Consider the following 20,996-nt stretch of genomic DNA (forward strand, 5'->3'; position numbering starts at 1 on the left):
CGCACTTCTACGACCTATCAAGACCGTCAGCTTGCACACTTCAAGCCGCCCAGAAAAGTCACCTACGCCCCACTAAATCGACCTCCCGAAAAGCTGCTTTTCAGGGCAGAGCCTGATTGGCGCCCCCTATGAAAGTCCATGGAGATGGAAAGCCCACGGCAGAAAGTAGCCTCGACTATTTCGCCCACAAGGAGAGTCAGCATGCCCAGTTCCTCCACCCCGAACTTGCGAAACTTCTTCAGAAATTTCGACTCGGGAATCATTAACGGTTTGCCTGCGCTTCTTTACAGCCATCAGACCGATGCCAATGGCGACCTGCTGTTCCTGCGCCACTACGTGAACAACGAAGACACTCCTCAAACAGTCACAGGTGCCTGAATGAATACCAAATGGTTGAACGGCTTGAACATTTTCTATGACGACAACAGCAACGAATCCCTGCGCGGCGTGCTGAAGACCGATGTCAGCGGTCATCTGGTCGGCACCTATCAAGGGCCGAAGGCTTCCGGCTACACCACGCTCTATGGCCGCCTGGAGACAAAAAATGGCACGCTACGCCCGAGCTATCTGCTTCCCGCCTTCACCCAGCGGACCCAGAAGGATGTCGACACCACGCCGATCCAGGGCAGCGACGACTTCGTTGCCGTCTGGGCCAGCAACGACCCGGGCGCCTTTCGCATCTTTGCGCGCAAATACAGCGTCAGCGAGCGCCAGGGTATCGGCGCGCCCTTCACGGAAACCCTGATCAGTGGCTCCAACGGTGATTACGTCTGCCCCAGGGTCATCTACAACCCCGCCAACTGCCAGCTCTTCGCCTGCTGGATCGGCGTGACCGAACGCCAGTTGCAAGGCATCTGGCTGGACAAGGACACCCTCGAGCCGACCAGTTATCCGGTGATGATCACCTCTGCCGTCTATCCGACCCTGTTTAATCCCGGTGCCGATCTGGACACTTCCACCTACGAAAATATCGTGCTGATGAACCATGGCGACGGGGTGATCGTCGGCGTCCAGGAAACCCTGAGCAAGATCAATTTCCTGCGAGTGGGCAGCCCCTCCTCCGGCAAATCGCCGGTCAATCTGATCACCAGCTACTCGCAAACCGGCATGGGCAAGTTCCATGCAACCTTCGACACCGTGCACAACAACATCATGCTGGTTTATATCGGCACCAGCGCCTATGTCTATGGCGACCGAGTCCGGGTCTTCGGCAAGGCTGATCAGTCTGAGGCTGAGCAGTACCAAAGCGATCAGGAACTGCAAGCCCTCTCCCCCGTTCGCCTGAACAACAATGTCTACGCCTCGAGCCAGCCCTATATCAGTGCCATGCCGGACGCATGCGGTGTCATTGACTTCCTGGTGACCTGGAGTACCGGTTATACCGGCATCTTTTTCAACCGGTTCGATGACGCCTTCATCCCCTTGGCGGCGGAAACATCGATCAACCCGAACGACAGCGGCAATACCTTTCCGAAAGCCGTCGCCAGCGACAACCAGATCGCCGTGCTGCTGCAGGCGACCCGTTTCAACGGTAACGCCCTGGGCGCCCAGGGCATCCTGGCTTATGTGAGCAACTACGACTGAGCCGCGCTGCCTCCTGCCGGCCTCCCGGCAGGAGGTGTGCCGTTCATCGCGGATAAATAGCCGTAAAGGTCGCCGCACCATTGGCCAGGCCCGGCGTCACCATGGTTTCCGTCGCCCCTCTTTTGAGATGGAACCCGGGAAACGTCACGGTCCCGGAGATACCCCCAATCAGCAACAGCTTCCCCCAGGGACCGCCGTGTTTTAACGGAGCGCGGGCCATGATGGCGGAACAGTTTTTCAGATGGTCCAAGAGCTCATCCAGCTTGGTATAAGCCATGTGCAACGCGACACCGATCCAGACAAGTGTGCCGAGAATCGCGACGCCACCCAGATACCCGAAAGCAATCTCAGAGGTACTCATTTGTGGCTCTCGTAAATAACCTCAAACAACACCCAGCTTGACCACCGCCGCAAGACCCGCCATGACCAATAACAGCCCTGGCGCACTCCACGGCAACACCTTCCAACATTTGAAGCCTACTCATGGGGCTAACTATTGCCATTAGACCCCCTAAAAAGTTACGACCCACCACTTATTCCCGGCGTTTGCATTTCAGCGGCTCCTCAAATGAAGCTGCCCCCCTTACTAAAAATCAATTCATAACCCCATTCAAATAAGCGGTACGTTCCTCACTCATTCGAGCCACACAATTATTAACTATCGTTATCTGAGCAGGCCGCCCTACCTCTACTTCAAATGCTTCCAGATCACAATTAGCATCACGATACTTCAACCATGCACGCTGCGCCCCCTTAAGCTTCTCCAAATACAAGCCACCTAATTCAGAGTTAGCTTCATACTGGGCTCGAACTCGACTTATGAGATCTTTGTAGCTTTCGTTCAGCTTCGCATCCGCACTGTCTTTTTTTTCTTTTGCACACAGGTCAACCTGGGCACTCAATGTAATATTATCGCACTCCCCTCCTATAGCAAAAGATGACAAAATGGCAAGCAGAGAAAGCAAAGTAAACTTCCCAAAACAATCAAAAAACACTCTCATCACCTATTATTCCTTAGATAATTAGCACGATGCCGCCCGCCTTCATACTGACTTATAGCAGGGGTATTTTCTATATATCTAATAAGCTCATCCACATCATCATTCATCCCTGCCTTCATTGGGTTTGGACCTTGGGTGAATCCTTGATAAACAAAATCCACCAGTATGTCTCTTACTATCTGCCGCAATCCTTCCCACTCTATACGCCCTGGCAATGTAGAGGTCCAACTATTGTAAACCACTATTGTTCTTGAAACGTAATCTGGATAAATCAATTCAAAAAGTGCCTTTTGCTGCTCAAGCGTGATCTCCCCGATATCTTGTTTATTCGCCGCCACAAAATCTCTTGCCAAGATCCCTTTTAACCCACGGGCTTTAGATATTTTCGTAGCTTGAGCAGATGGAACCCCCGAAGCAACCATATGCTCATATATAGAGCTTTCACTTCGATCCCCCATATCATAGCCTCGCCCTAAAGTAACTCCTGACTCAGCATTACCTGGCCAATGTATTACCCTGCTGAAAAATTGCGACGTAGGAATATCATTACCTTCTGCATCATATGTGACCTTCCCCAAGCTTCCACTTGAGCTCTTCAGTTTGCAAAAGGCTCCCAGCAAACCAACAGGGTGCATATGCCATACGTTGGCACTATCAATTATCCCAAGCTTTTCCCACCAACTCAGGCTATCAATCCGCGCCTTCTCGGCAACCCACTCCTTATGTGGCGCCGACTCGCTATGCCCCATCAACTCATCCAATGAGTCCCACTTCGCTGCCTGGTAGTCCCACTCACTCTCATACTTGATAATCATCTGTGAGACCGGTTGGGCAAACCAAGGCTTGCTTAGGGCATTTCTTATCTCTTCCGGTGGAAGTTTCGTGTCGCGATTTCGATCAAGGATGGTGTAGAGAGATTGTTTTGTCGGACCTGCCCCGGCAGTCACGATATTTGGGTGGTAAGCCTTGCGCTCTTCATCGGTCATATTCTCTTGCGCATGCAGAAAATCCGCGTAGAGATCGACATTGCTCCCAGTCTCTTCGATGAAGGTGAAACCTTCCCATTCAAAAGGCGAGTGGCGGTACAACGTGGTATTAGGCTCGGCAAACCAACCGTCGATGCTCTCTCCTTGAGCATCGGCGAGTAGCCCTTCCAGGTGCCACCACTGCGTATAGGTAGTGACTCCATCCATCACCACCGGAGCTTTGATTTTTTTCTCTGCTGGCAGGGCTTCCAATACGCTCACAGGAATGAGCAGACCATAACCGACCTCTTTGCTAGCATCGTTCGCTTTGGGGGGGTTGGTAGCATTCATCCCCGACACATGAGTAATCAGCGGGGTGTGTGGCAGGATTTTGACCAGTGTCTTTTCTGTTGCTGGCAGTCTGACGGCCTGCTCTTTGGTCTGGTCGATGAAAGCCTTGATGTCCTCACAACTAAACACTTCCAGGTGCAGTAAATTTTTCGGAGCTGCGTCCGAGTAATTCTGATACTTCCCCACATGCCCTATGAGCTCACCGGCTTTGATTTTATGAACCGGTGTCAACGGGACAATCACCCCAGGGGTTTTGGGTTCGCTTTTTGCCTCAAGAGAGTCAAGCCAGACATACCCAGGCAATGTTCCATCTGCACCCGGTGTTAACGCAGGGATGGATTCGCCGGTGACAATTTCCAGTAGCTTGCGATATTTGCCAGAAGCTTGTTCATTGCTGATTTTGATTTGCGTGCCTGTAGGTAAAAAACCTATAGGTAGCCCTCTTGCCGTGGCACTGCGGATGTTCGCCCCGGTTTTCTGCTCTGGAGGGGCGTCCTTGGCCTGTTCTCCTACAAAATAAATATCTCCGGAAAGATGCTGCATTTCACCTTTGAACACCCAACCTGTATTCGCTGGCAGAGCTGCGACTTCAGGGGTCACGCTGACGATTTCGAGCCACTTTTGTGTTGCTGGAGCAGGTTTAGTGTTCACCGTGGTGCCACGGGGTAGAACCGTCAATACCGAGGTCTGTCCTGAGTTGCCGCTACGAACTCGCAGCCCTAATGACTTGTCTGGCGCATTTGCTTTGACTTGATAAGTGTCTTTACCCCAAAAGGCAGGCCTCTTAAGCGTAGGGTTGGCCTTGTAGCCCTCCCAGTCCAGCAGATGCATGTACAGGCTGAAGAAGGTCAGGCTTGGGCTGGTAACTGGTGGCGTCGTTGCCGGTGCGCCACCTACCGGAGCAGGAGGCGCAGGCAGCTCAAGACGGTGTTTAACCAACACGAAACCGGTCGAGAATACTGACGGCGTCGAACCGTAATTCGAGGTCGGGTACTTCTCATCAATTCGATAAGCGACCACCTCGCCATCGGCGATGCAACGAACTTCGCTCTTGTCTGCGACTAACCCGGTGTCCTCATCGAAATGAACACCTCCGTGCCACAAGCCATTGGAACCAAGCGGGTAATACCCATCCTTGGCCTTGGCCAAAGCCTTGTAATACTGCATCGAATCTGTGACCTCTGAAGCTCCAGCTTTCAGAGGGTATGCCCACTTTTCAACCTTGCTGCTTGTTGTCTCTGCCATAACTACTTACCTGAAATCCTGATCCTTGGTGACTGGAAGCTCCGATGGTGTCGGTTAGCCGGAAAAATTGAGCATCCGCTTCGGCTTGCGCTTGATCTGTTCTTCCGGTGCATTCAACAGTGCTCCATCCATCAAACTCCCCGCCTTATCCTTATCCGCCGCCCCCGGCAACGTCGGCGGCTTGATCCCAATCCCCGCCCCACTCCCCGGCGAGCCCCCCGCATTGATCTTCACCACCGGCCCCACCACCGTGACGCCGCCGGCATCGAGCTTGATAAAACTCCCCCCGGCCTTGAGCGTCAGTTCGCTGCCCGCCTCGATCACCATCTTGGCGCCGGCCTTGAGGTGGATTTCCTGGCCGGCTTTGGTCAGCTGCGCGGTGCCGAGTTTGATGTGCTGGTTTTCGCCCACGGTCAGGTGGTCGTCGACCTTGGTTTCGGTCTTGCGATCGGCGTGGGTGATCCGATGTTCTTCGGCCTTGAGTTCGGTGTAGGTGTTCTTTTCCACCGTGTCGTGGCGTTCGTGGCCGATGCGGATTTTCTGGTCGTGCTCGATGTTTTCATCCCAGTCGCGCTGGGCGTGGATGAAGATCTGCTCGGCGCCCTTTTTGTCTTCGATGCGCAGTTCGTTGTAGCCGGCGCCGCCTGGTGAGCTCATGGACTTGAATACCGTGCGGGTCTTGTTCGCCGGCAGGGCGTAAGGCACCGGGTGTTCCTTGTGGTACAGGCAGCCGGTGATCAGCGGCTGGTCGGGGTCGCCTTCGAGGAAGGTCACCAGCACTTCCATGCCGATCCGCGGGATGACGAGGGCGCCGTAGCGGTCGCCGGCCCAACTGCTGGACACGCGCAGCCAGCAGCTGGTCTTGTCGTCGGCTTTGCCCTCGCGGTCCCAGTGGAACTGCACCTTGACCCGGCCGTACTGGTCGCAGTGGATTTCTTCGCCCTTGGGCCCGGTGACCACCGCGGTCTGGCTGCCGAGGACGCGCGGTTTCGGGTGGTTCAGGGCCGGGCGGTAGAACACCTGCCAGGGCGTGGCGAGGAAGCGGTTGCGGTAGCCCTGGTGGAAGTCGTCCTTGTTGTTGGTGGTGTCGCTGGTCACCGACTCTTCCAGCACCTGCGGCTGCTTGCCTTCGTGGACGATGTGGGTCAGCAGCCACAGGTCGTTCCACTCGCTGCGCGGGTGCTCGGACAGTTCCAGAAAGTGGCCGCTGACCAGTCGCGTCTGGTCGCCCCAGCCTTCGGCCTGCTGGTAGTCGGCGCGGTGGCGTTCGAGGGCGCGCTGGCTGAGGAACTTGCCGCGCGCGCGGTCGGTGAAACGGCCCGGGTAGTCGTAGTCTTCCAGGTCCGGTTCTTCACTGTCGATCTCGGGTTTATAGGCGGCCTCCAGTTGCAGGCGCGGTTTCTCGAAGTCGTAATCGCGTCGAGTAGTACGGCGGGTGCGGGTTTCCAGGCGCAGGTTGAAACCCTTGATCACCGGCTCGTCGGCGACCATGCCGCTGCCCTGGATATAGGCGGTGGGCTGGCCGAGCTTGGGGAATACGGTCTGGTCGTCGCCGAACACCAGCAAGTGGCCCTGCGGGCTGTGCTGGAAGTGGTAATGCAGACCTTCCTCTTCGCACAGGCGCTGGATGAAGTGCAGGTCGGTTTCGTCGTACTGCACGCAGTAGTCGCGGTCCGGGCACGGGGTGCCGAGCTGGAACTGGTAAGCGTTGCCCTGGATGCCGTGCTCTTCGAGGATCAGCGCGATGATCTTCGGCGCCGACAGCTGCTGATAGATACGCTGGTTGGTGCGATGTTCGAGATAGGCCAGCTCCGGCACCAGCGACACCTGGTAGCGGGTCAGGCGCTTGCCGGCATCGCCCTGGGCCACGCGGTAGATCTGCCCGTGGATGCCACTGCCTTGCGGATCAAAGGCGAGAAAAGCCTGCTTGTGCAGCAGGGTCTCCAGGTCCAGGTCGGGGTTCTCGCTGACCAGCTCCAGATCGAAACGGAACGGCTGGCTGATGCCTTCGATCCCCTTGAAAGACAGCACCTGCAAGTCACTCTGGAAGCCTTCAATGCTCAGGCTGAAGTGAGTTTCGTTGGCGTTGTTGAACATTCCTTTGTTCCTTTGGACTGCGACATAGCGCGAGCTTTTGTGCGCCGACTTAATGTCAGCGCAACTGGTTTTTGGCCTGGTTACATCCAGATTCGGCCAAGCTGAACAGCCGAGCCAGGCTAGCAAGTCACCAACGGCATTAATCTAGGAAACGTCCTAAACCCCTTGGAAAGAATTGGAAGAAGACGTCAGTTTTTTCAGCGAATGACTGGCCTTGCTGGATGTTGCCCAGGGCAAGGTGATGCAAAGGCCAGAGGCGGGTCGTCTGTAAGAGTTTGAGGCCTCTCCCGACATCCTCCGCGACAGCCTGTTGCAGGTATTAAAAAGCCCCTGGATCTCTTGATTCAGGGGCTTTGGTATGGGGGACAGGCAGACGCAGCGCGTTATCGTTGACGTTTAGCGCGGGCAAGCCTCGCTCCTACGGACGGCGACGCCTGTGCTTGCGTAGGAGCGAGGCTTGCCCGCGAAGCGATCTCACAATCCCCTCGCTCAGAGCGTCCAGGCCCCCGCCTCGGCAAAAAACGCCCGTGCGTTGTCTTCGAGGCTTTCCAGGTGGTAGCCGCCTTCCTGCACGATCAGGCACGGCAGGCCGAGGCTGCGGATGCGTTCGCCGAGGCGAGCGAAACCTGCGCGGGTTACCGCCACTTTGCTTTGCGGGTCGAGTTCGTAGATGTCGAAACCCAGGGACAGCACCAGCACTTGCGCGTCGAAGCTTTTCACCGCCGCCAGGGCGGTTTCCAGTTGGGCGAGGAATTCGGCTTCGCTGGCGCCGTGGGCCATTGGCAGGTTGAGGTTGTAGCCCTGCCCCGCGCCGCTGCCGCGCTCGTCGGCGAAACCGGCGACGCCCGGGTAGAAGTTGGTCGGGTCGCCGTGCACCGAGACGTACAGCACGTCGTCGCGTTCATAGAAGATTTCCTGGATGCCCTGGCCGTGGTGCATGTCGGTGTCCAGCACCGCGACCCGCTCGAATTTTTCGCGCAGTACCTGGGCGGCGATCGCCGCGTTGTTCAGGTAGCAGAAACCGCCGGCGGCTTCGGCCCGGGCGTGGTGGCCCGGCGGGCGGCACAAGGCGTAGGCCGCCGGTTCGCCGTCGAGCAAGGCGCGGGCGCCGGCAATCGCGCTTTGCGCCGACCAGTAGGCCGAACGCCAGGTCAGTTCGCCCACCGGGCAGCTGCCATCGGCCAGGTAACGCGCGGCCTGGGCGAGGATGCCGCGCAGGGCGTTGGGCTCGCGGACGAAGATGTTCGACATCACCTCGTCGCCCCAGTCCTCGGGAATCTCCTTCCAGCGCTGGTGGGCTTCCTTGAGAAATTGCAGGTACGCCGCGCCATGCACCGCCAGCAGCGGTTGCAGGCCGGCATCCTCCGGTTGTTGCACGTCAAAACCCAGGGAGTGCACGGCCTGGACCAGGCGCTGGGCGCGCTCGGGCACTTCCTGCGGGGTGCGCATCTGGCCGCGGGAGTAATAGCTGCGCGGATAGTGCAGCAGCTGTTCGGGGTGGAAAAAACTGCGCATGACCTTCTCCTTATTCGACCTGGCCGGCGCGGGCCAGCACGGCGTTAAGCAATACGTCGGTGCCCTGGCGCACGTCCTCGGGCAGTACGTCTTCGGCTTCGTTGTGGCTCAGGCCGCCAACGCACGGGATGAAGACCATGGCTGTGGGGCAGAACCGCGCCAGGTGAATTGCGTCATGGCCGGCGCCGCTGACGATCGATTGCTGAGCGTAGCCGAGGCTGTCCACCGCCTGTTGCACGGCCGCCACGCAGTCGGCATCGAAGGGCGTGGCCGGGCTGATCCAGTGCGGGCTGATGGTCACCTTCAGCTGGCGTTGTCCGGCGATGGCAGCAAGCCGCGCGCGTACTTCCTGCTCCATGGCGGCGATGGCGCTGTCGCGGTGGTGCCGCAGATCGACGGTGAACTGCAACAGGCCGGGAATGGTGTTGCGCGAAGACTTGGCGATGCTCAGCTCGCCAACGGTGGTCAGGCCCTCGGGGGCAAAATCCGTGGCCAGGGTTTCGATCGCCAGGATCATCTGCGCGGCGCCGTAGAGCGCATCCTTGCGCAGCGGCATCGGCGTGGTGCCGGCGTGGGCCGCCATACCTTCGACCTGCACGTCGAGCCAGCGGATCGCCTGGCCGCCGCTGACCACGCCGATGCTCTTGGCGTTGTCTTCGAGGATCGGACCTTGTTCGATATGCGCCTCGAAGTAGGCATCCACCGCCCCGCCCAGCGGCCGCGTACCGGCGTAGCCGGTGGCGTGCAGGGCCTCGGCGACGCTGATGCCGTCGGCGTCGCGCACCGCCAGGGCGGCCTCCAGGTCCATGATCCCGGTGAACACCGCCGAGCCGAACATGGCCGGGGTGAAACGCGCGCCCTCCTCGTTGGTCCACACCGCCACCTCCAGCGGCTTGCGGGTCTGGATTTGCAGATCGTTGAGGCGGCGCACCACCTCCAGGCCGGCGAGCACGCCGTACACGCCATCGAAGCGCCCGCCTTCGGGCTGGGTGTCGAGGTGGCTGCCCATCATCACCGGGGCGGCGTCGGGGTCGCTGCCCGGACGACGGGCAAACAGGTTACCGATGGGGTCGACACTCAGGCTCATGCCGGCCTCGCGGCACCAGCTTGCAAACAGCTCGCGCCCGGCCTTGTCGTCCTCGCTCAGGGCCAGGCGGCAGCTGCCGCCACGGGCGGTCGCGCCGATTTCGGCCATGGCCATCAGGCTCGCCCACAGGCGTTCACCGTTGATCTTCAACATGCTTCGGTTCTCCGGATTCGATAAACACTCAAGCCATTTCCAGGCGGTGGACGGCTGCATGGCGGCGGGCCAGGGCCAGCACGCAGAGCAGCGAAATGGTCGCGATCAGGCTGTAGAACAGCGCCATCGGCCACCACTGGCCGGCGAATTGATGGGCCAGCCAGGTGCCGATCAGCGGCGTCAGGCCACCGGCCACGGCGCCGCAGACCTGATAGGCCAGGGAGATCGCGGTGTAGCGCACGCGGGTCTCGAACATGCCGCTGACGTAGCCGGCGATCACCGCATAGAAGGACGCCATGCACACCACCGCCAGGGCGATGCCGAGGATGATCAGTGGCGCCTGGCCGCTGCTCACCAGCACGAACATCGGGTACGGCGAGGCCATGGCCAGCAACGACACCAGGCACAGGAAGCGCGTGGCGCCGATCTTCTCGGCGGTCCAGGCCGCCAGGGGCTGGATGCAGAACTGGATGATCGCCACCACGAACAGGCATTCCAGGATCAGCGAGCGCGGCAACCCCAGTTGCTGGGTGCTGTAGGCGATCATGAAGGTGTTGGTGAAATACACCCCGGCAATCCCTAAGGTGTTGGCGCCGATGCACAGCAGCAGCGGGCGCCAGGCGCTGTGCAGCACTTCCATCACTGGCGCCTGTTCCTTGCGCAGACTCTTGTGCGCCTGCTCGCGGCTGGCGAGGAATTCCGGCGACTCATTGACCCCCAGGCGAATCGCCAGGCCCACCACCAGCAACAGCGCGCTGGCGAGGAACGGCAGGCGCCAGCCCCAGCTCATCAGGTCTTCTTCGGGCAGGCGGGTGACCGCGCTGAAGGCCAGCAGCGACAGGATCAACCCGGCCGGGCTGCCCAACTGCGCAAAGGAAGCAAAGAAGTTGCGCCGGCCCTTGGGCGCATGCTCGCCGGCCATCAATACCGCCCCGCCCCACTCACCACCGACGGCGATGCCCTGGACGATGCGCAGCAGGATCAGCAGCACCGGTGCCGCCGCGCCGATTTGTGCATAAGTCGGCAGCAGGCCGATGCACACCGTGACCACGCCCATCATCAGCAGGGTGATCACCAGGGATTTCTTGCGCCCGATGCGATCGCCGATATGGCCGAACACGATGCCGCCCAATGGCCGGGCGAAGAAGCCCACGGCGAAGGTGCCGAAGGCCGCCATGGTGCTGAACAGTTTGTCGTCGGAGGGAAAGAACAAGGCGCCGAACACCAGCGCCGCGGCGGTGGCGTAGATGTAGAAGTCGTACCACTCGATCATGGTGCCGATAAAGGCGGCGGCCGCCGCACGGCGCGGCTGGGGCGAAGCTGAAGGCTTCATGGATCGTGCTCCTTTGATTATTTTTCTGGCAGGAGAGAACGGGAACGCAGAGGCGCTCTGGCGGCGCCTGTCTGGGAGGGATTTATCGTCGCGAGGCTATAATTAGTCAATTTTCTATTTATTATGCTAATTATTACCGCTGCTTATTATCAGCCCTGTCCTTCGACCCAGAGCCCCGCGCCATGTCCAACCGCCTGCCCGACCGCCTGCTCAACGACCGCCTGGACTGGAACCTGCTGCGCACCTTTCGGGTGATCGGCCAGGAACTGAGCATCAGCCGCGCGGCCGCCCGCCTGCACCTGACCCAGCCGGCGGTGAGCCAGGCCCTCAAGCGCCTGGAGGAACAATTGGGCCGCCAGTTGATCGCCCGGCGCGGGCCACGTTTTGCCCTGACCGAAGTCGGCGAGCAGATCTTCCACCTGGCCGGCGAAATCTACGGGCAGATGTCCCAGGTCAGCGGCGTGCTGGAACAGCCGGCCGACGAGGTGATCGGCAAGGTGCGCCTGCTGATGATCAGCCGGATCTTTTCCGAGCGTTTCGATGATTTCCTCGCCGAGTTCCACCGCCAGCATCCGCGGGTCGACCTGGAGATCGAGGTGCTGCGCAGCTCGGACATCGTCAGCGCCCTGCAGGAAAAAACCGCGACCCTCGGCCTGAGCCTCAACCGCCGGCCCCAGCCGCGCCTGGAGCAGCGGCTGTTCCTGCGCCAGCGCTATGCGTTTTTCTGCGGCAAGCACCATGCCCTGTTCGGCCAACAGAAGGTGGCCGAGGGCGATTTGCAGCGGGAGAATTTCGTCAGTTTCACCAGCGACCAGATCGGCGGCATGCTCTCGCCGCTGACCATCTTTCGCGACCAGCAGGGTTTCAGCGGGCGCATCGTCGCCTCGTCGCCGAGCCTGGAGGAAGTGCGGCGCCTGGTGATCGCCGGCTACGGCATCGGCTGCCTGCCCGAGCATGTGGTGGCGGCCGATGTCGACGCCGGGCTGCTGTGGCGCCTGCCGCCCGACGAAGGCATCGCCGACGTCGACATCCATCTGCTGTGGAACCGCGAACAGCGCATGAGCCGCGCCGAGATGGTCTTTATCGAAGCCTTGCAGGCCTGCCTGGGCGCTCAGTAACCCTGGGCCCTGTCCACCTCGTTCAACAGCGGCTCGCCGGCTTGCAGGCGCCGCAGGTTGTCCGCCACCTGCTCGGCGATGCAATCGTGGGAGGCCGCCGAGGCCATGTGCGGAGTAATGGTGACCCCGGGGGTGCTCCACAACGGATCATCGGTCGGCAGCGGCTCCTGTTCGAACACGTCGAGCAAGGCGCCACGCAGTTGGCCGCTGGCCAGGGCCTGCTGCAAGTCGTCGAGGTTGAGGTGGCCGCCGCGCCCGACATTGACCAACGCCGCGCCATGGGCCAGCCGGGCAAAGCTGTCGCGCCCGAGAATGCCGCGGGTCTCGGCGGTCAGGGGCAGCAGGTTGATCAGCAGTTCCACTTGGTCGAGAAAGGGCTCCAGCTGCCCCGGTCCGACGAAGGTGTGTACTCCCGCCAGGCGCTTGGCGCTGCGGGCCCAGCCGCGCACGTCGTAGCCGGCGGCGGCCAGGTCGAGGGCGATGGCGCTGCCCAGGGAACCCAGGCCCATGACCCCGACCTTGAACTGCCGCGCCGGCCGTTGCAGCGGCCGCTCCCAGTGCCGTTCGCGCTGCTGCCCCAGCACCCGGTCGAAGCCGCGGTGATAGTGGGTCACCGCCCAGCGCAGGTACTCGGTCATGCCCTGGCGGTGGCCCGGGTCCACCACCCGGCACACCGGCAGGTCCGGGCACGAAGGGTCGTGTTCCAGATGGTCGATGCCCGCCGCCACCGAATGAATCACTTGCAGGCTGGGCAAGCGCCCCAGGCTGCCGGCGGGGGGAAACCAACAAGCGGCCATTGGCGCCTGAGCCGCGCGTGGATCGTCGGCCAGCACTGCCTGCACCTGTGGCGCACAACGGGCGAAGGCGGCCTGCAATTGCTTGAGCAACAGGCTGTCGCGGGACAGCAGCACCACGAGGCTCATGACAGATAGGACTCGCGCTGGGACTCGATCAAGGTCAGGGCGGCCTCCCAGGCCAGCTCGATGATATGGTCGGCGTCGTCGCGTTCGAACTGTTCGGCGGTGTGGGCGCAGACCTGCGGCGACGGGTAGTTCAGCTCGCAACCGCCGGCCAGCGCCTGGACCTGGGCCTGGCAGGCACGCTCGAGAAAATGGATCTCCTGGAACGCATGGGCGACGCTGGCACCGCCCACCAGCAGGCCGTGGTTACGCAGGATCATCGCCTTGTGCGGGCCAAGGTCGGCGATCAGGCGCTCGCGCTCGTCCAGAGACAGGGCGATGCCTTCATAGGTGTGGTACGCCAGCTTGCCGTAGAACTTCAGCGCATGCTGGCTGATGGGCAACAGCCCCTGCTTCTGCGCGGCCACCGCCATGCCGGCGGCGGTGTGGGTGTGGATCACGCAGTTGAGGTCCGGGCGCGCCATGTGGATCGCCGAGTGGATGACGAAGCCGGCGGCATTGACCCGGTGCCCGGCGTAGTGCGGGTCGACGATGCGCCCCTCCTGGTCGATGCGTACCAGGTCGCTGGCACGCATGCGGTCGAAGATCACCCCGTAGCGGTTGATCAGGAAGTGATGCTCGGGCCCTGGAATGCGCAGGGTGATGTGGGTGTCGATCAGGTCGGTCATGCGAAAGTGCGCGACCAGTCGATACAGGGCCGCCAGCTCGCAGCGGGCCTGCCATTCAATCGGGCTCATGTGTTCGGGTTTGCTCACGAATACACCTCTTTAGGAACGTGGTGGACAGTCGGGTTGGCGCGCAGCCGGGCCAGGCCGCAGACGCCGATCAATGACAGGGCCGACAGCAGGCTGAAGAACACCGCCAGCGGCAGCCACTGTCCGGAAAACTGGCTGGCCAGCAGGGTGCCGATCAGCGGCGTGCTGCCACCGGCGACCGCGCAGGCCAGTTGGTAGGCGATGGAGATCCCCGAGTAGCGCAGGTGCACCGGGAAGGCCTGGGTCATGTAGCCGGCGATCACCGCGTACAGCGCCGAGAGAATCACCACCGCCAGGGCGATGCCAAGGGTCATCAGCACAATGTTCTGGGTACCGACCAACAGGAACATCGGGTACGGCGTGGCCATGCACAGCAGCGCCACCCACTTGAGGAAACGCCCTTCGCCGATACGCTCGGCCAGCAGCGCGGAGACCGGCTGGGACAGCAGCTGGATGATCGTCACCAGGAACAGGCAATCGAGAATGGTCGCCCGGGAAATGCCCTGGTACTGGGTCACGTAGGTGATCATGAAGGTGTTGGTGAAGAAGAAGCCGGCCGAGCCGATGGTCACCGCGGCGGCGGCGAACAGGATCTGCTTCCAGCAGCTGCGCAGCACTTCCATCACCGGGTACTTGGCGGTTTCGTTGTTGTCCCGGGCCTTGGCGAACTCCGGCGACTCATGCACGCCGGAACGGATCATCAGGCCGAACATCATCAGCACACCGCTGGCGAGGAACGGCAGGCGCCAACCCCACTCGAGGAAGTCCTGCTGGTCCAGGCTGGTCACCAGGCGGAAGGCGATCAACGCCAGCAGCAGGCCGGCCGGGCTGCCGAGCTGGGCGAAGGAGGCGTAGAAGGTCTTGCGCTTGGCCGGGGCATGTTCGCTGGCCATCAGCACCGCCCCGCCCCACTCGCCGCCCACGGAGATGCCCTGGATGATGCGCAGTACGATCAGGCTGATAGGCGCCCAGATGCCGACGCTGGCATAGCTGGGCAACAGGCCGATGCCGGTGGTGGCCAGGCCCATCAGCGCCATGGTCACCAACAGCATTTTCTTGCGCCCGAGGCGATCGCCGAGGTGGCCGAACACCATGCCGGCCATGGGCCGGGCGATGAAGCCCACGGCGAAGCTGCCGAAGGCCGCCAGGGTGCTCATCACCGGGTCGCTGCTGGGAAAGAACACCTGGCCGAGGACCAGGGCCGCGGCCGTGGCATAGATGTAGAAGTCGTAGAACTCGATGGTCGTGCCGATAAAGGCCGCCGCCGCGGCTCGGCGCGGCTGAGGAGTGCTGTGCATGCAAGGACCCTGTGTATTTGTAGTTTTGGGCAGGTGCGGAAGGCTGATCACGCGGCGCTCTCTGGCGCTTGTGGGCTTTATCGCCGCCGTGCCAGGATTAGTCAATTTTCAAATCCTTATCTTTGCTATTAGCACTGCTACTACCTGGAGTCGTCATGCCCGCACCGCTCTCCACCTCCAACCCCTGGGTCGGTCGGCGTTTCCTCAACGATCGCCTGGACTGGAACCTGCTGCGCACCTACCTAGTGATCGGCCAGGAAGGCAGCATGAGCCGCGCCGCCGCGCGCCTGCACATCACCCAGTCGGCGGTCAGCCAGGCCCTCAAGCGCCTGGAGGAACAGCTCGATTGCGTGTTGATCGCGCGCAGCGGACGGCGCTTCGAGCTGACGGAGACCGGGGAGGAAGTACTGCGCATCGCCACCGATATCTACGGCGATATCTCGCGCCTGGGCACGGTGCTGGAGAGCCGCAACGACGACGTGGTGGGCAAGATCCGCATCCTTACCGTCAGCGGTGTGCAAGCGCCGCATTACGACGAGTTCCTCGCCGATTTCCATGAGGCCCACCCGAAAATCGAGCTGGAAGTCGAGGTGATGGGCAGCTCGGACATCATCAGTTCGCTGCTGCAAAAGACCGCGACCCTGGGGGTCGGGCTGTGCCGCCTGCCACAACCCAGGCTGGAACAGCGGGTGCTGTTTCGCGAGCGGTATGCCTACTTCTGCGGCCAGCGCCACCGGCTGTTCGGCCAGCAGGACCTGAGCCTGCAACAACTGGCCAACGAGAACTTCGTCAGCTTCACCAGCGACCAGTTGGGGGGCAACCTGTCACCGCTGACGCTGTTTCGCGACCAACAGGGCTTTACCGGCAAGATCGTCGCCTCCTCCACCAGTTTCGAGGAGATTTACCGACTGATCTGCGCGGGATTCGGTATCGGCTGCCTGCCGATCCACCTGGTCAGGCGGGATGTCGAGCAAGGGCTGCTCTGGCGTTTGCCGCCGGACGAGGGCGTGGTGGATTTCGATATCCAGCTGCTGTGGCACCGGGAACAGAAGATGAGCCAGGCCGAAACCCTGTTCCTGGACAGCATCCAGCACATGCTCAGTATTCGTGAGCAGGTGCCGGACAGCCTGATGTTCAAATGACTCAGGCGTGGGGAACGTCCGGCCCCTTGCCAGGGCTGGCGTACTGCGGCTTCAGGTGGCCTTGCTGATCGAGCAGCCAGGCATCCATGACCTGACGGACCACGGGGCCGGCGACCCGGCCGCCGGCCTCGCCGTTCTCGATCATCACCGCTACCACGATCTGCGGGTGCTCGGCCGGCGCGAAGCCGACGAACAAGGCATTGTCACGATGGCGCTCGCGGGTCTTCAGACGGTTGTAGCGCTCGCCCTGCTTGATCGCCACCACCTGCGCCGTACCGCTCTTGCCGGCGATGCGGTATTGCGCGCCGGCCGCTGCGTCGCGTGCGGTGCCCCGAGGCGCGTGCATCACCATCTGCATGCCGTGGCTGACCAGGTCCCAGTCGACCGGGTCCTTGAGCCGGATGTTCGGCATCGGGTGTTCGTCCACCGGCGCCACGCCATCGACGGTCTTGGCCAGATGAGGGCGATTCCACACGCCCTTGTTGGCGATCAGCGCCGTCGCCTGGGCCAGCTGCAGCGGCGTGACCTGCATATACCCTTGGCCAATGCCGAGAATCACCGTCTCGCCGGGGAACCACGGCTGGCGCCGGGTGGCGCGCTTCCAAGCCTGGGACGGCATCAGTCCCGACGCCTCCTCGAACATGTCCAGGGAGACTTTCTCGCCCAGGCCGAACATCGCCAGGTAATCGTGCAGGCGATCGATACCGAGTTTGTGCGCCAGGTCATAGAAGTAGGTGTCGTTGGAACGCATGATCGCCGCGTCCAGGTCCACCCAGCCGTCGCCGCTGTGGTTCCAGTTGCGGTATTTGTGGTCGACGTCCGGCAGTTGGTAGTAACCCGGATCGAACACCCGGGTCGAGGCGCTGACCACCCCGGAGTCCAGCCCGGCGATCGCCACCTCCGGCTTGATGGTCGAACCCGGCGCATACAGGCCGCGCAGCACCCGGTTGAACAGCGGCCGGTCGATGGAATCGCGTAACGCGCTGTACTCCTTGAAGCTGATGCCGGTGACGAACAGGTTCGGGTCGAAGCTCGGCTTGCTGACCATGGCCAGCACTTCGCCGGTCTGCGGATCGAGGGCCACCACCGATCCGCGACGGTCGCCCAGGGCCGCCTCGGCCGCCTCCTGCAACTTCACGTCGAGGCTGAGCACGATGTTTTTCCCAGGAATCGGATCGGTGTGCTTGAGCACCCGCATGACCCGGCCCTGGGCGTTGGTTTCCACCTCTTCGTAGCCGACATGGCCATGCAGCTGGGACTCGTAGAAACGCTCGATCCCGGTCTTGCCGATCGACTGGGTGCCGCGGTACTCCACCGAGTCCAGGACCTTGGCTTCCTTCTCGTTGATACGCCCGACATAGCCGATGGAATGGGCGAAGTGCGCGCCCATCGGATAGTGCCGCACGAACTGGGCCTCGACCTCCAGCCCCGGCAAGCGGTACTCGTTGACCGCCAGCACGGCGATCTGCTCTTCGGTCAGCTCATAGAACAGGGTGACCGGCACGAACGGGTGGCGTGATTGCTTCAGCGCCTTGTCGAACAGCGCGCGGTCTTCGGCGGGCAGGTGCAGCAGGCTGACCACCTGGTCCAGCTCGCCTTTCAGATCGGTGGTGCGCTCGCGGGTGATGGTCAGGTTGAAGCTGGGGCGGTTGTCGGCCAGCAGCACGCCGTTGCGGTCGTAGATCAGGCCGCGAGTCGGGGTGATGGGCAGCACGTGCACCCGATTGTTTTCGGAAATGGTCGAGTGATAGTCGAATTCGACCACCTGCAGGAAATACAGGCGCCCGATCAGGGTGCAGGTGATGGCGACCACCAGGAGCGCGCAGGCCAACAGTCTTTTGTTGACCAGCCGCGTCTCTTTTTCGTGGTCCTTGATCGGTATCGGTTCAGGCATTGCTACAGCTTCTCGTGGAATAGTGAACGCTGATCCGTGCGGGTGAATGTCGGTCCCTTGAAAAGCGAGCTGCACGATACCAAAAACCGTCCCGGCGCTTTCATGAAGAATTCAGCCGATTCGTGATGCCCGCTCAAGATTGTTGTTCCGATTCATGCATTTTTCCGTGGGCCGGACCTGGGGATACTGCTGCGCTGTGATCCCTATGACCGTCTTGCCACGGGCGAGACGCCGGAGCCCTTCATGCATCCTCGTTTTCAACGCCTGCTTGGCAGGAACAACTTTTCCGTCGGCCTGGAACTGCCGCTCGATAACGACTGGTCCAGCGATGGCCAGCGCCTGCGCCAGGCCGAAGGTCGCCCCTTCGGCGTGCCGGACCTCAAGCAACACGCCACCCTCGCCCGCCTGGCGGACCAGGCCGGCTTTCGCGCGCTATGGGTACGTGACGTACCGGTGTACGACCCGAATTTCGGCGATGCCGCTCAGGTCTTTGAAACCTTTTCCTACCTCGGCTACCTGGCCGGCATCACGCAGAACATCATGCTCGGAACCGCCGCGGTGGTCCTGCCGTTGCGCCAGCCGTGGCTGACCCTCAAGGCCGCCAACAGCATCGACGAGTTGAGCGATGGTCGCTTGCTGTTGGGGGTCGCCAGTGGTGACCGGCCGATGGAGTATCCGCTGTTCGGTGTCGATTACGCCCAGCGCGGAGAACTCTTTCGCGATGCTGTCGAGCTGTTGCACAGCCAGGGACAGGATCGTTTACCCGAGGGTGCGCATCTGCTGCCACAGCGTCCTGAAGCCGCACCGCTGCTGGTGGCCGGGCTGGGCCAGCAATCGCCGGCCTGGATCGGTGAACACATGGACGGCTGGCTCGCCTACCCGGGCACCCCGGACGAACATCGCCGACGCGTCGCGCTCTGGCGTGAGGTCGGTGGCGACAAACCCTATATCAGCTTCGTCCATCTGGACCTTGCCGCTGACCCACATGCGCCCATGCAGCGCCTGCGCTTTGGTGGCCGCTGTGGGCGCCTGGCACTGATCGAGGAACTGCAGGCCCTGCGTGAGGCAGGCGTGCAGCATGTCGGCCTGCATCTGCGCCGCAGTGAACGCCCGGTGGCCGAGGCCATCGAGGAAATTGCCGAATTCGTACTGCCGAGGTTTCACCATGCCAACTGAATACAACGCCTGGGGCTGGACCGCAGGAGCCGGCCTGGAAGGCCTTCAACTGATCCGCAAGACATTGCCGCAACCGGGAGCGAATGAAGTGCTGATCGCCAATACCGCGATCGCCCTCAACCCGGTGGACTGGAAGATCATCGAGTGGGGACATGCCGATTGGCATACCGGCCGCGTGCCTGGTGTCGATGGCGTTGGCGTGGTGGTGGCCGCGGGGTCCGCGGTGACGCTGAAGATCGGTACGCGGGTGGCTTATCACCAGTCGTTGAGCCGTGATGGCAGCTTCGCCGAGTATTGCCTGCTCGATGCCAATGCGGCGCTGCCGGTTCCTGAGTCACTGGATGACGCAGTTGCCGCCAGCCTGCCCTGCCCCGGCCTGACCGCCTTGCAGGCGCTGGATAAGGTCCCCGTTGTGGGTGCGCGTGATGTGCTGGTGGTGGGGGCCGGAGGCGCGGTGGGTTCGTTGCTGGTCCAATTGGCGGTGCAACGCGGTTTGCGGGTGTGGGCGACGGCGTCTGCCCAGCATCATGCGCGGTTGCTGGCGCAAGGCGCGGTCGGGGTTTTCGACTATCGGGCAGACACCTGGCAAACCGAGCTGCAATCACGATTGGGGGTGCGTCGCCTGCATGCGCTGTTCGATACCGTCAGCGGGGCTCAGGCGCGCAGCCTGGCAGCACTGCTGGGTTACAACGGGCACCTGGTGTGTATTCAGGATCGTCAGGAGGCAGCGCCATTGCCGGCGTTCAGCACCGCGATCTCACTCCACGAGGTGGCCCTCAACAGTATTCATGCTTACGGCAGCCGGGCCGACTGGCAACAGCTACGTCAGTACGCTGAGCAACTGATGTGCGGGGCTGTATCGGGTCTGCTGCAACCTGCGCCGCTGATTGAGTTCGACTTCAACCAGTTGCCGGAGAAACTGCGGATCTTGAAGAATGGCGAGCAGCATGGCAAGTGGGTAGCCCGGCTAACGCACAGCAGCCTGGGACGTTAACGCCCGCCAAGGGTGCCTTCGGCTTGAGGTAGTTCTTGAGTCGAAGGGCGCTGCTCTCCGTTGACTGGAAAGGTTTTTCCGCGCGCAAAAACAAAACCCCAATTGCTTTCGCAATTGGGGTTTCGGAATTTAATCTTGACGATGACCTACTCTCACATGGGGAAACCCCACACTACCATCGGCGATGCATCGTTTCACTGCTGAGTTCGGGATGGGATCAGGTGGTTCCAATGCTCTATGGTCGTCAAGAAATTCGGTGTGCCGAGTCGTCTTTCGACGCTTCAGCAAATTGGGTATGCGATAGTTTGTGTGTTTTCTCGAACTTTCGGTTCGTTTCGTCTTCACACACCGCAATCTGGCTGTTAAGC

At 61.4% G+C, this 20,996-nt stretch carries 17 protein-coding genes and 1 rRNA gene; 6 read left to right on the forward strand and 12 right to left on the reverse strand.

Annotated elements, in window-relative coordinates; all coding sequences use genetic code 11:
• Positions 1-201: 201 nt before the first annotated feature.
• Complete coding sequence (locus BMY68_RS29950; RefSeq protein ID WP_157832265.1) at positions 202-378, forward strand: hypothetical protein; 177 nt, start codon at positions 202-204, stop codon at positions 376-378.
• Positions 379-1,584, forward strand: a complete 1,206-nt coding sequence (locus BMY68_RS24620) for a hypothetical protein (protein ID WP_085533820.1) — start codon at positions 379-381, stop codon at positions 1,582-1,584. It begins immediately after the preceding gene.
• A 43-nt stretch (positions 1,585-1,627) separates the two neighbouring features.
• On the opposite strand, the gene BMY68_RS24625 is transcribed toward BMY68_RS24620, so the two are convergent.
• The 7 genes from BMY68_RS24625 to BMY68_RS24655 form a co-directional block, all read right to left on the reverse strand.
• Positions 1,628-1,945, reverse strand: coding sequence for a hypothetical protein (locus tag BMY68_RS24625; protein ID WP_239694128.1), 318 nt, complete (start codon positions 1,943-1,945; stop codon positions 1,628-1,630).
• Between the two features lie 232 nt (positions 1,946-2,177).
• On the reverse strand, positions 2,178-2,585 hold the full coding sequence (locus tag BMY68_RS24630; protein ID WP_085533818.1) for a lysozyme inhibitor LprI family protein: 408 nt from the start codon (positions 2,583-2,585) through the stop codon (positions 2,178-2,180).
• Positions 2,585-5,146, reverse strand: coding sequence for a lysozyme family protein (locus tag BMY68_RS30215; protein ID WP_239694129.1), 2,562 nt, complete (start codon positions 5,144-5,146; stop codon positions 2,585-2,587). Before BMY68_RS30215 ends, BMY68_RS24630 begins: the two co-directional genes overlap by 1 nt.
• Before the next feature lie 54 nt (positions 5,147-5,200).
• Positions 5,201-7,243, reverse strand: a complete 2,043-nt coding sequence (locus BMY68_RS24640) for a type VI secretion system Vgr family protein (protein WP_085533816.1) — start codon at positions 7,241-7,243, stop codon at positions 5,201-5,203.
• Between the two features lie 489 nt (positions 7,244-7,732).
• The gene (locus BMY68_RS24645; RefSeq protein ID WP_085533815.1) at positions 7,733-8,758 is read right to left on the reverse strand and encodes a histone deacetylase family protein; all 1,026 of its coding nucleotides are present in this window, start codon (positions 8,756-8,758) and stop codon (positions 7,733-7,735) included.
• Positions 8,759-8,768: 10 nt separating this feature from the next.
• Entirely contained in the window at positions 8,769-9,998 is a 1,230-nt protein-coding gene (locus BMY68_RS24650) for a Zn-dependent hydrolase (RefSeq protein ID WP_085533813.1), read from the reverse strand.
• Positions 9,999-10,026: 28 nt separating this feature from the next.
• Positions 10,027-11,331, reverse strand: a complete 1,305-nt coding sequence (locus BMY68_RS24655; protein ID WP_085533811.1) for an MFS transporter — start codon at positions 11,329-11,331, stop codon at positions 10,027-10,029.
• A gap of 182 nt (positions 11,332-11,513) precedes the next feature.
• Between BMY68_RS24655 and BMY68_RS24660 the strand changes: the two genes are divergently transcribed.
• On the forward strand, positions 11,514-12,449 hold the full coding sequence (locus BMY68_RS24660; protein ID WP_085533810.1) for a LysR family transcriptional regulator: 936 nt from the start codon (positions 11,514-11,516) through the stop codon (positions 12,447-12,449).
• Here BMY68_RS24660 and BMY68_RS24665 read toward each other — a convergent pair.
• The 3 genes from BMY68_RS24665 to BMY68_RS24675 are packed head-to-tail and all read right to left on the reverse strand — an operon-like array spanning position 12,443 to position 15,422.
• Complete coding sequence (locus BMY68_RS24665) at positions 12,443-13,372, reverse strand: 2-hydroxyacid dehydrogenase (RefSeq protein WP_085533808.1); 930 nt, start codon at positions 13,370-13,372, stop codon at positions 12,443-12,445. The genes BMY68_RS24660 and BMY68_RS24665 overlap by 7 nt on opposite strands.
• The gene (locus BMY68_RS24670; RefSeq protein ID WP_009044870.1) at positions 13,369-14,124 is read right to left on the reverse strand and encodes a class II aldolase/adducin family protein; all 756 of its coding nucleotides are present in this window, start codon (positions 14,122-14,124) and stop codon (positions 13,369-13,371) included. The genes BMY68_RS24665 and BMY68_RS24670 overlap by 4 nt, the downstream gene beginning before the upstream one ends.
• Positions 14,121-15,422, reverse strand: coding sequence for an MFS transporter (locus tag BMY68_RS24675; protein WP_085533806.1), 1,302 nt, complete (start codon positions 15,420-15,422; stop codon positions 14,121-14,123). The genes BMY68_RS24670 and BMY68_RS24675 overlap by 4 nt, the downstream gene beginning before the upstream one ends.
• 155 nt (positions 15,423-15,577) lie before the next feature.
• Between BMY68_RS24675 and BMY68_RS24680 the strand changes: the two genes are divergently transcribed.
• Positions 15,578-16,564 (forward strand): LysR family transcriptional regulator, encoded by a 987-nt coding sequence (locus BMY68_RS24680; RefSeq protein ID WP_009044872.1) that lies wholly within the window; start codon positions 15,578-15,580, stop codon positions 16,562-16,564.
• Between the two features lies 1 nt (position 16,565).
• On the opposite strand, the gene mrdA is transcribed toward BMY68_RS24680, so the two are convergent.
• A complete protein-coding gene (mrdA, locus tag BMY68_RS24685; RefSeq protein WP_085533804.1) occupies positions 16,566-18,458 on the reverse strand; it encodes a penicillin-binding protein 2 in 1,893 nt (630 codons plus the stop codon).
• A 243-nt stretch (positions 18,459-18,701) separates the two neighbouring features.
• Between mrdA and BMY68_RS24690 the strand changes: the two genes are divergently transcribed.
• Together BMY68_RS24690 and BMY68_RS24695 are read left to right on the forward strand one after the other, a co-directional pair.
• Positions 18,702-19,634: a TIGR03571 family LLM class oxidoreductase gene (locus tag BMY68_RS24690; protein ID WP_085533802.1), complete on the forward strand. Its 933-nt coding sequence runs from the start codon at positions 18,702-18,704 to the stop codon at positions 19,632-19,634.
• The gene (locus BMY68_RS24695) at positions 19,624-20,628 is read left to right on the forward strand and encodes a zinc-binding dehydrogenase (protein WP_085533800.1); all 1,005 of its coding nucleotides are present in this window, start codon (positions 19,624-19,626) and stop codon (positions 20,626-20,628) included. Before BMY68_RS24690 ends, BMY68_RS24695 begins: the two co-directional genes overlap by 11 nt.
• Positions 20,629-20,761: 133 nt before the next feature.
• Here the strand turns inward: BMY68_RS24695 and rrf are convergent.
• Positions 20,762-20,877, reverse strand: a 5S ribosomal RNA gene (rrf, locus tag BMY68_RS24700).
• Between the last annotated feature and the right edge of the window lie 119 nt (positions 20,878-20,996).

This window comes from Pseudomonas sp. NFACC41-3, assembly GCF_900109505.1.
Lineage (GTDB): Bacteria > Pseudomonadota > Gammaproteobacteria > Pseudomonadales > Pseudomonadaceae > Aquipseudomonas > Aquipseudomonas chlororaphis.

Coding starts and splice junctions, on each gene's coding strand:
- BMY68_RS24665 (WP_085533808.1), bottom strand. CDS start 13,372: ATGAGCCTCGTGGTGCTGCTGTCCCGCGACAGCCTGTTGCTCAAGCAA.
- BMY68_RS30215 (WP_239694129.1), bottom strand. CDS start 5,146: ATGGCAGAGACAACAAGCAGCAAGGTTGAAAAGTGGGCATACCCTCTG.
- BMY68_RS24690 (WP_085533802.1), top strand. CDS start 18,702: ATGCATCCTCGTTTTCAACGCCTGCTTGGCAGGAACAACTTTTCCGTC.
- BMY68_RS29950 (WP_157832265.1), top strand. CDS start 202: ATGCCCAGTTCCTCCACCCCGAACTTGCGAAACTTCTTCAGAAATTTC.
- BMY68_RS24630 (WP_085533818.1), bottom strand. CDS start 2,585: ATGAGAGTGTTTTTTGATTGTTTTGGGAAGTTTACTTTGCTTTCTCTG.
- BMY68_RS24655 (WP_085533811.1), bottom strand. CDS start 11,331: ATGAAGCCTTCAGCTTCGCCCCAGCCGCGCCGTGCGGCGGCCGCCGCC.
- BMY68_RS24625 (WP_239694128.1), bottom strand. CDS start 1,945: ATGAGTACCTCTGAGATTGCTTTCGGGTATCTGGGTGGCGTCGCGATT.
- BMY68_RS24640 (WP_085533816.1), bottom strand. CDS start 7,243: ATGTTCAACAACGCCAACGAAACTCACTTCAGCCTGAGCATTGAAGGC.
- BMY68_RS24660 (WP_085533810.1), top strand. CDS start 11,514: ATGTCCAACCGCCTGCCCGACCGCCTGCTCAACGACCGCCTGGACTGG.
- mrdA (WP_085533804.1), bottom strand. CDS start 18,458: ATGCCTGAACCGATACCGATCAAGGACCACGAAAAAGAGACGCGGCTG.
- BMY68_RS24620 (WP_085533820.1), top strand. CDS start 379: ATGAATACCAAATGGTTGAACGGCTTGAACATTTTCTATGACGACAAC.
- BMY68_RS24675 (WP_085533806.1), bottom strand. CDS start 15,422: ATGCACAGCACTCCTCAGCCGCGCCGAGCCGCGGCGGCGGCCTTTATC.
- BMY68_RS24695 (WP_085533800.1), top strand. CDS start 19,624: ATGCCAACTGAATACAACGCCTGGGGCTGGACCGCAGGAGCCGGCCTG.
- BMY68_RS24680 (WP_009044872.1), top strand. CDS start 15,578: ATGCCCGCACCGCTCTCCACCTCCAACCCCTGGGTCGGTCGGCGTTTC.
- BMY68_RS24650 (WP_085533813.1), bottom strand. CDS start 9,998: ATGTTGAAGATCAACGGTGAACGCCTGTGGGCGAGCCTGATGGCCATG.
- BMY68_RS24645 (WP_085533815.1), bottom strand. CDS start 8,758: ATGCGCAGTTTTTTCCACCCCGAACAGCTGCTGCACTATCCGCGCAGC.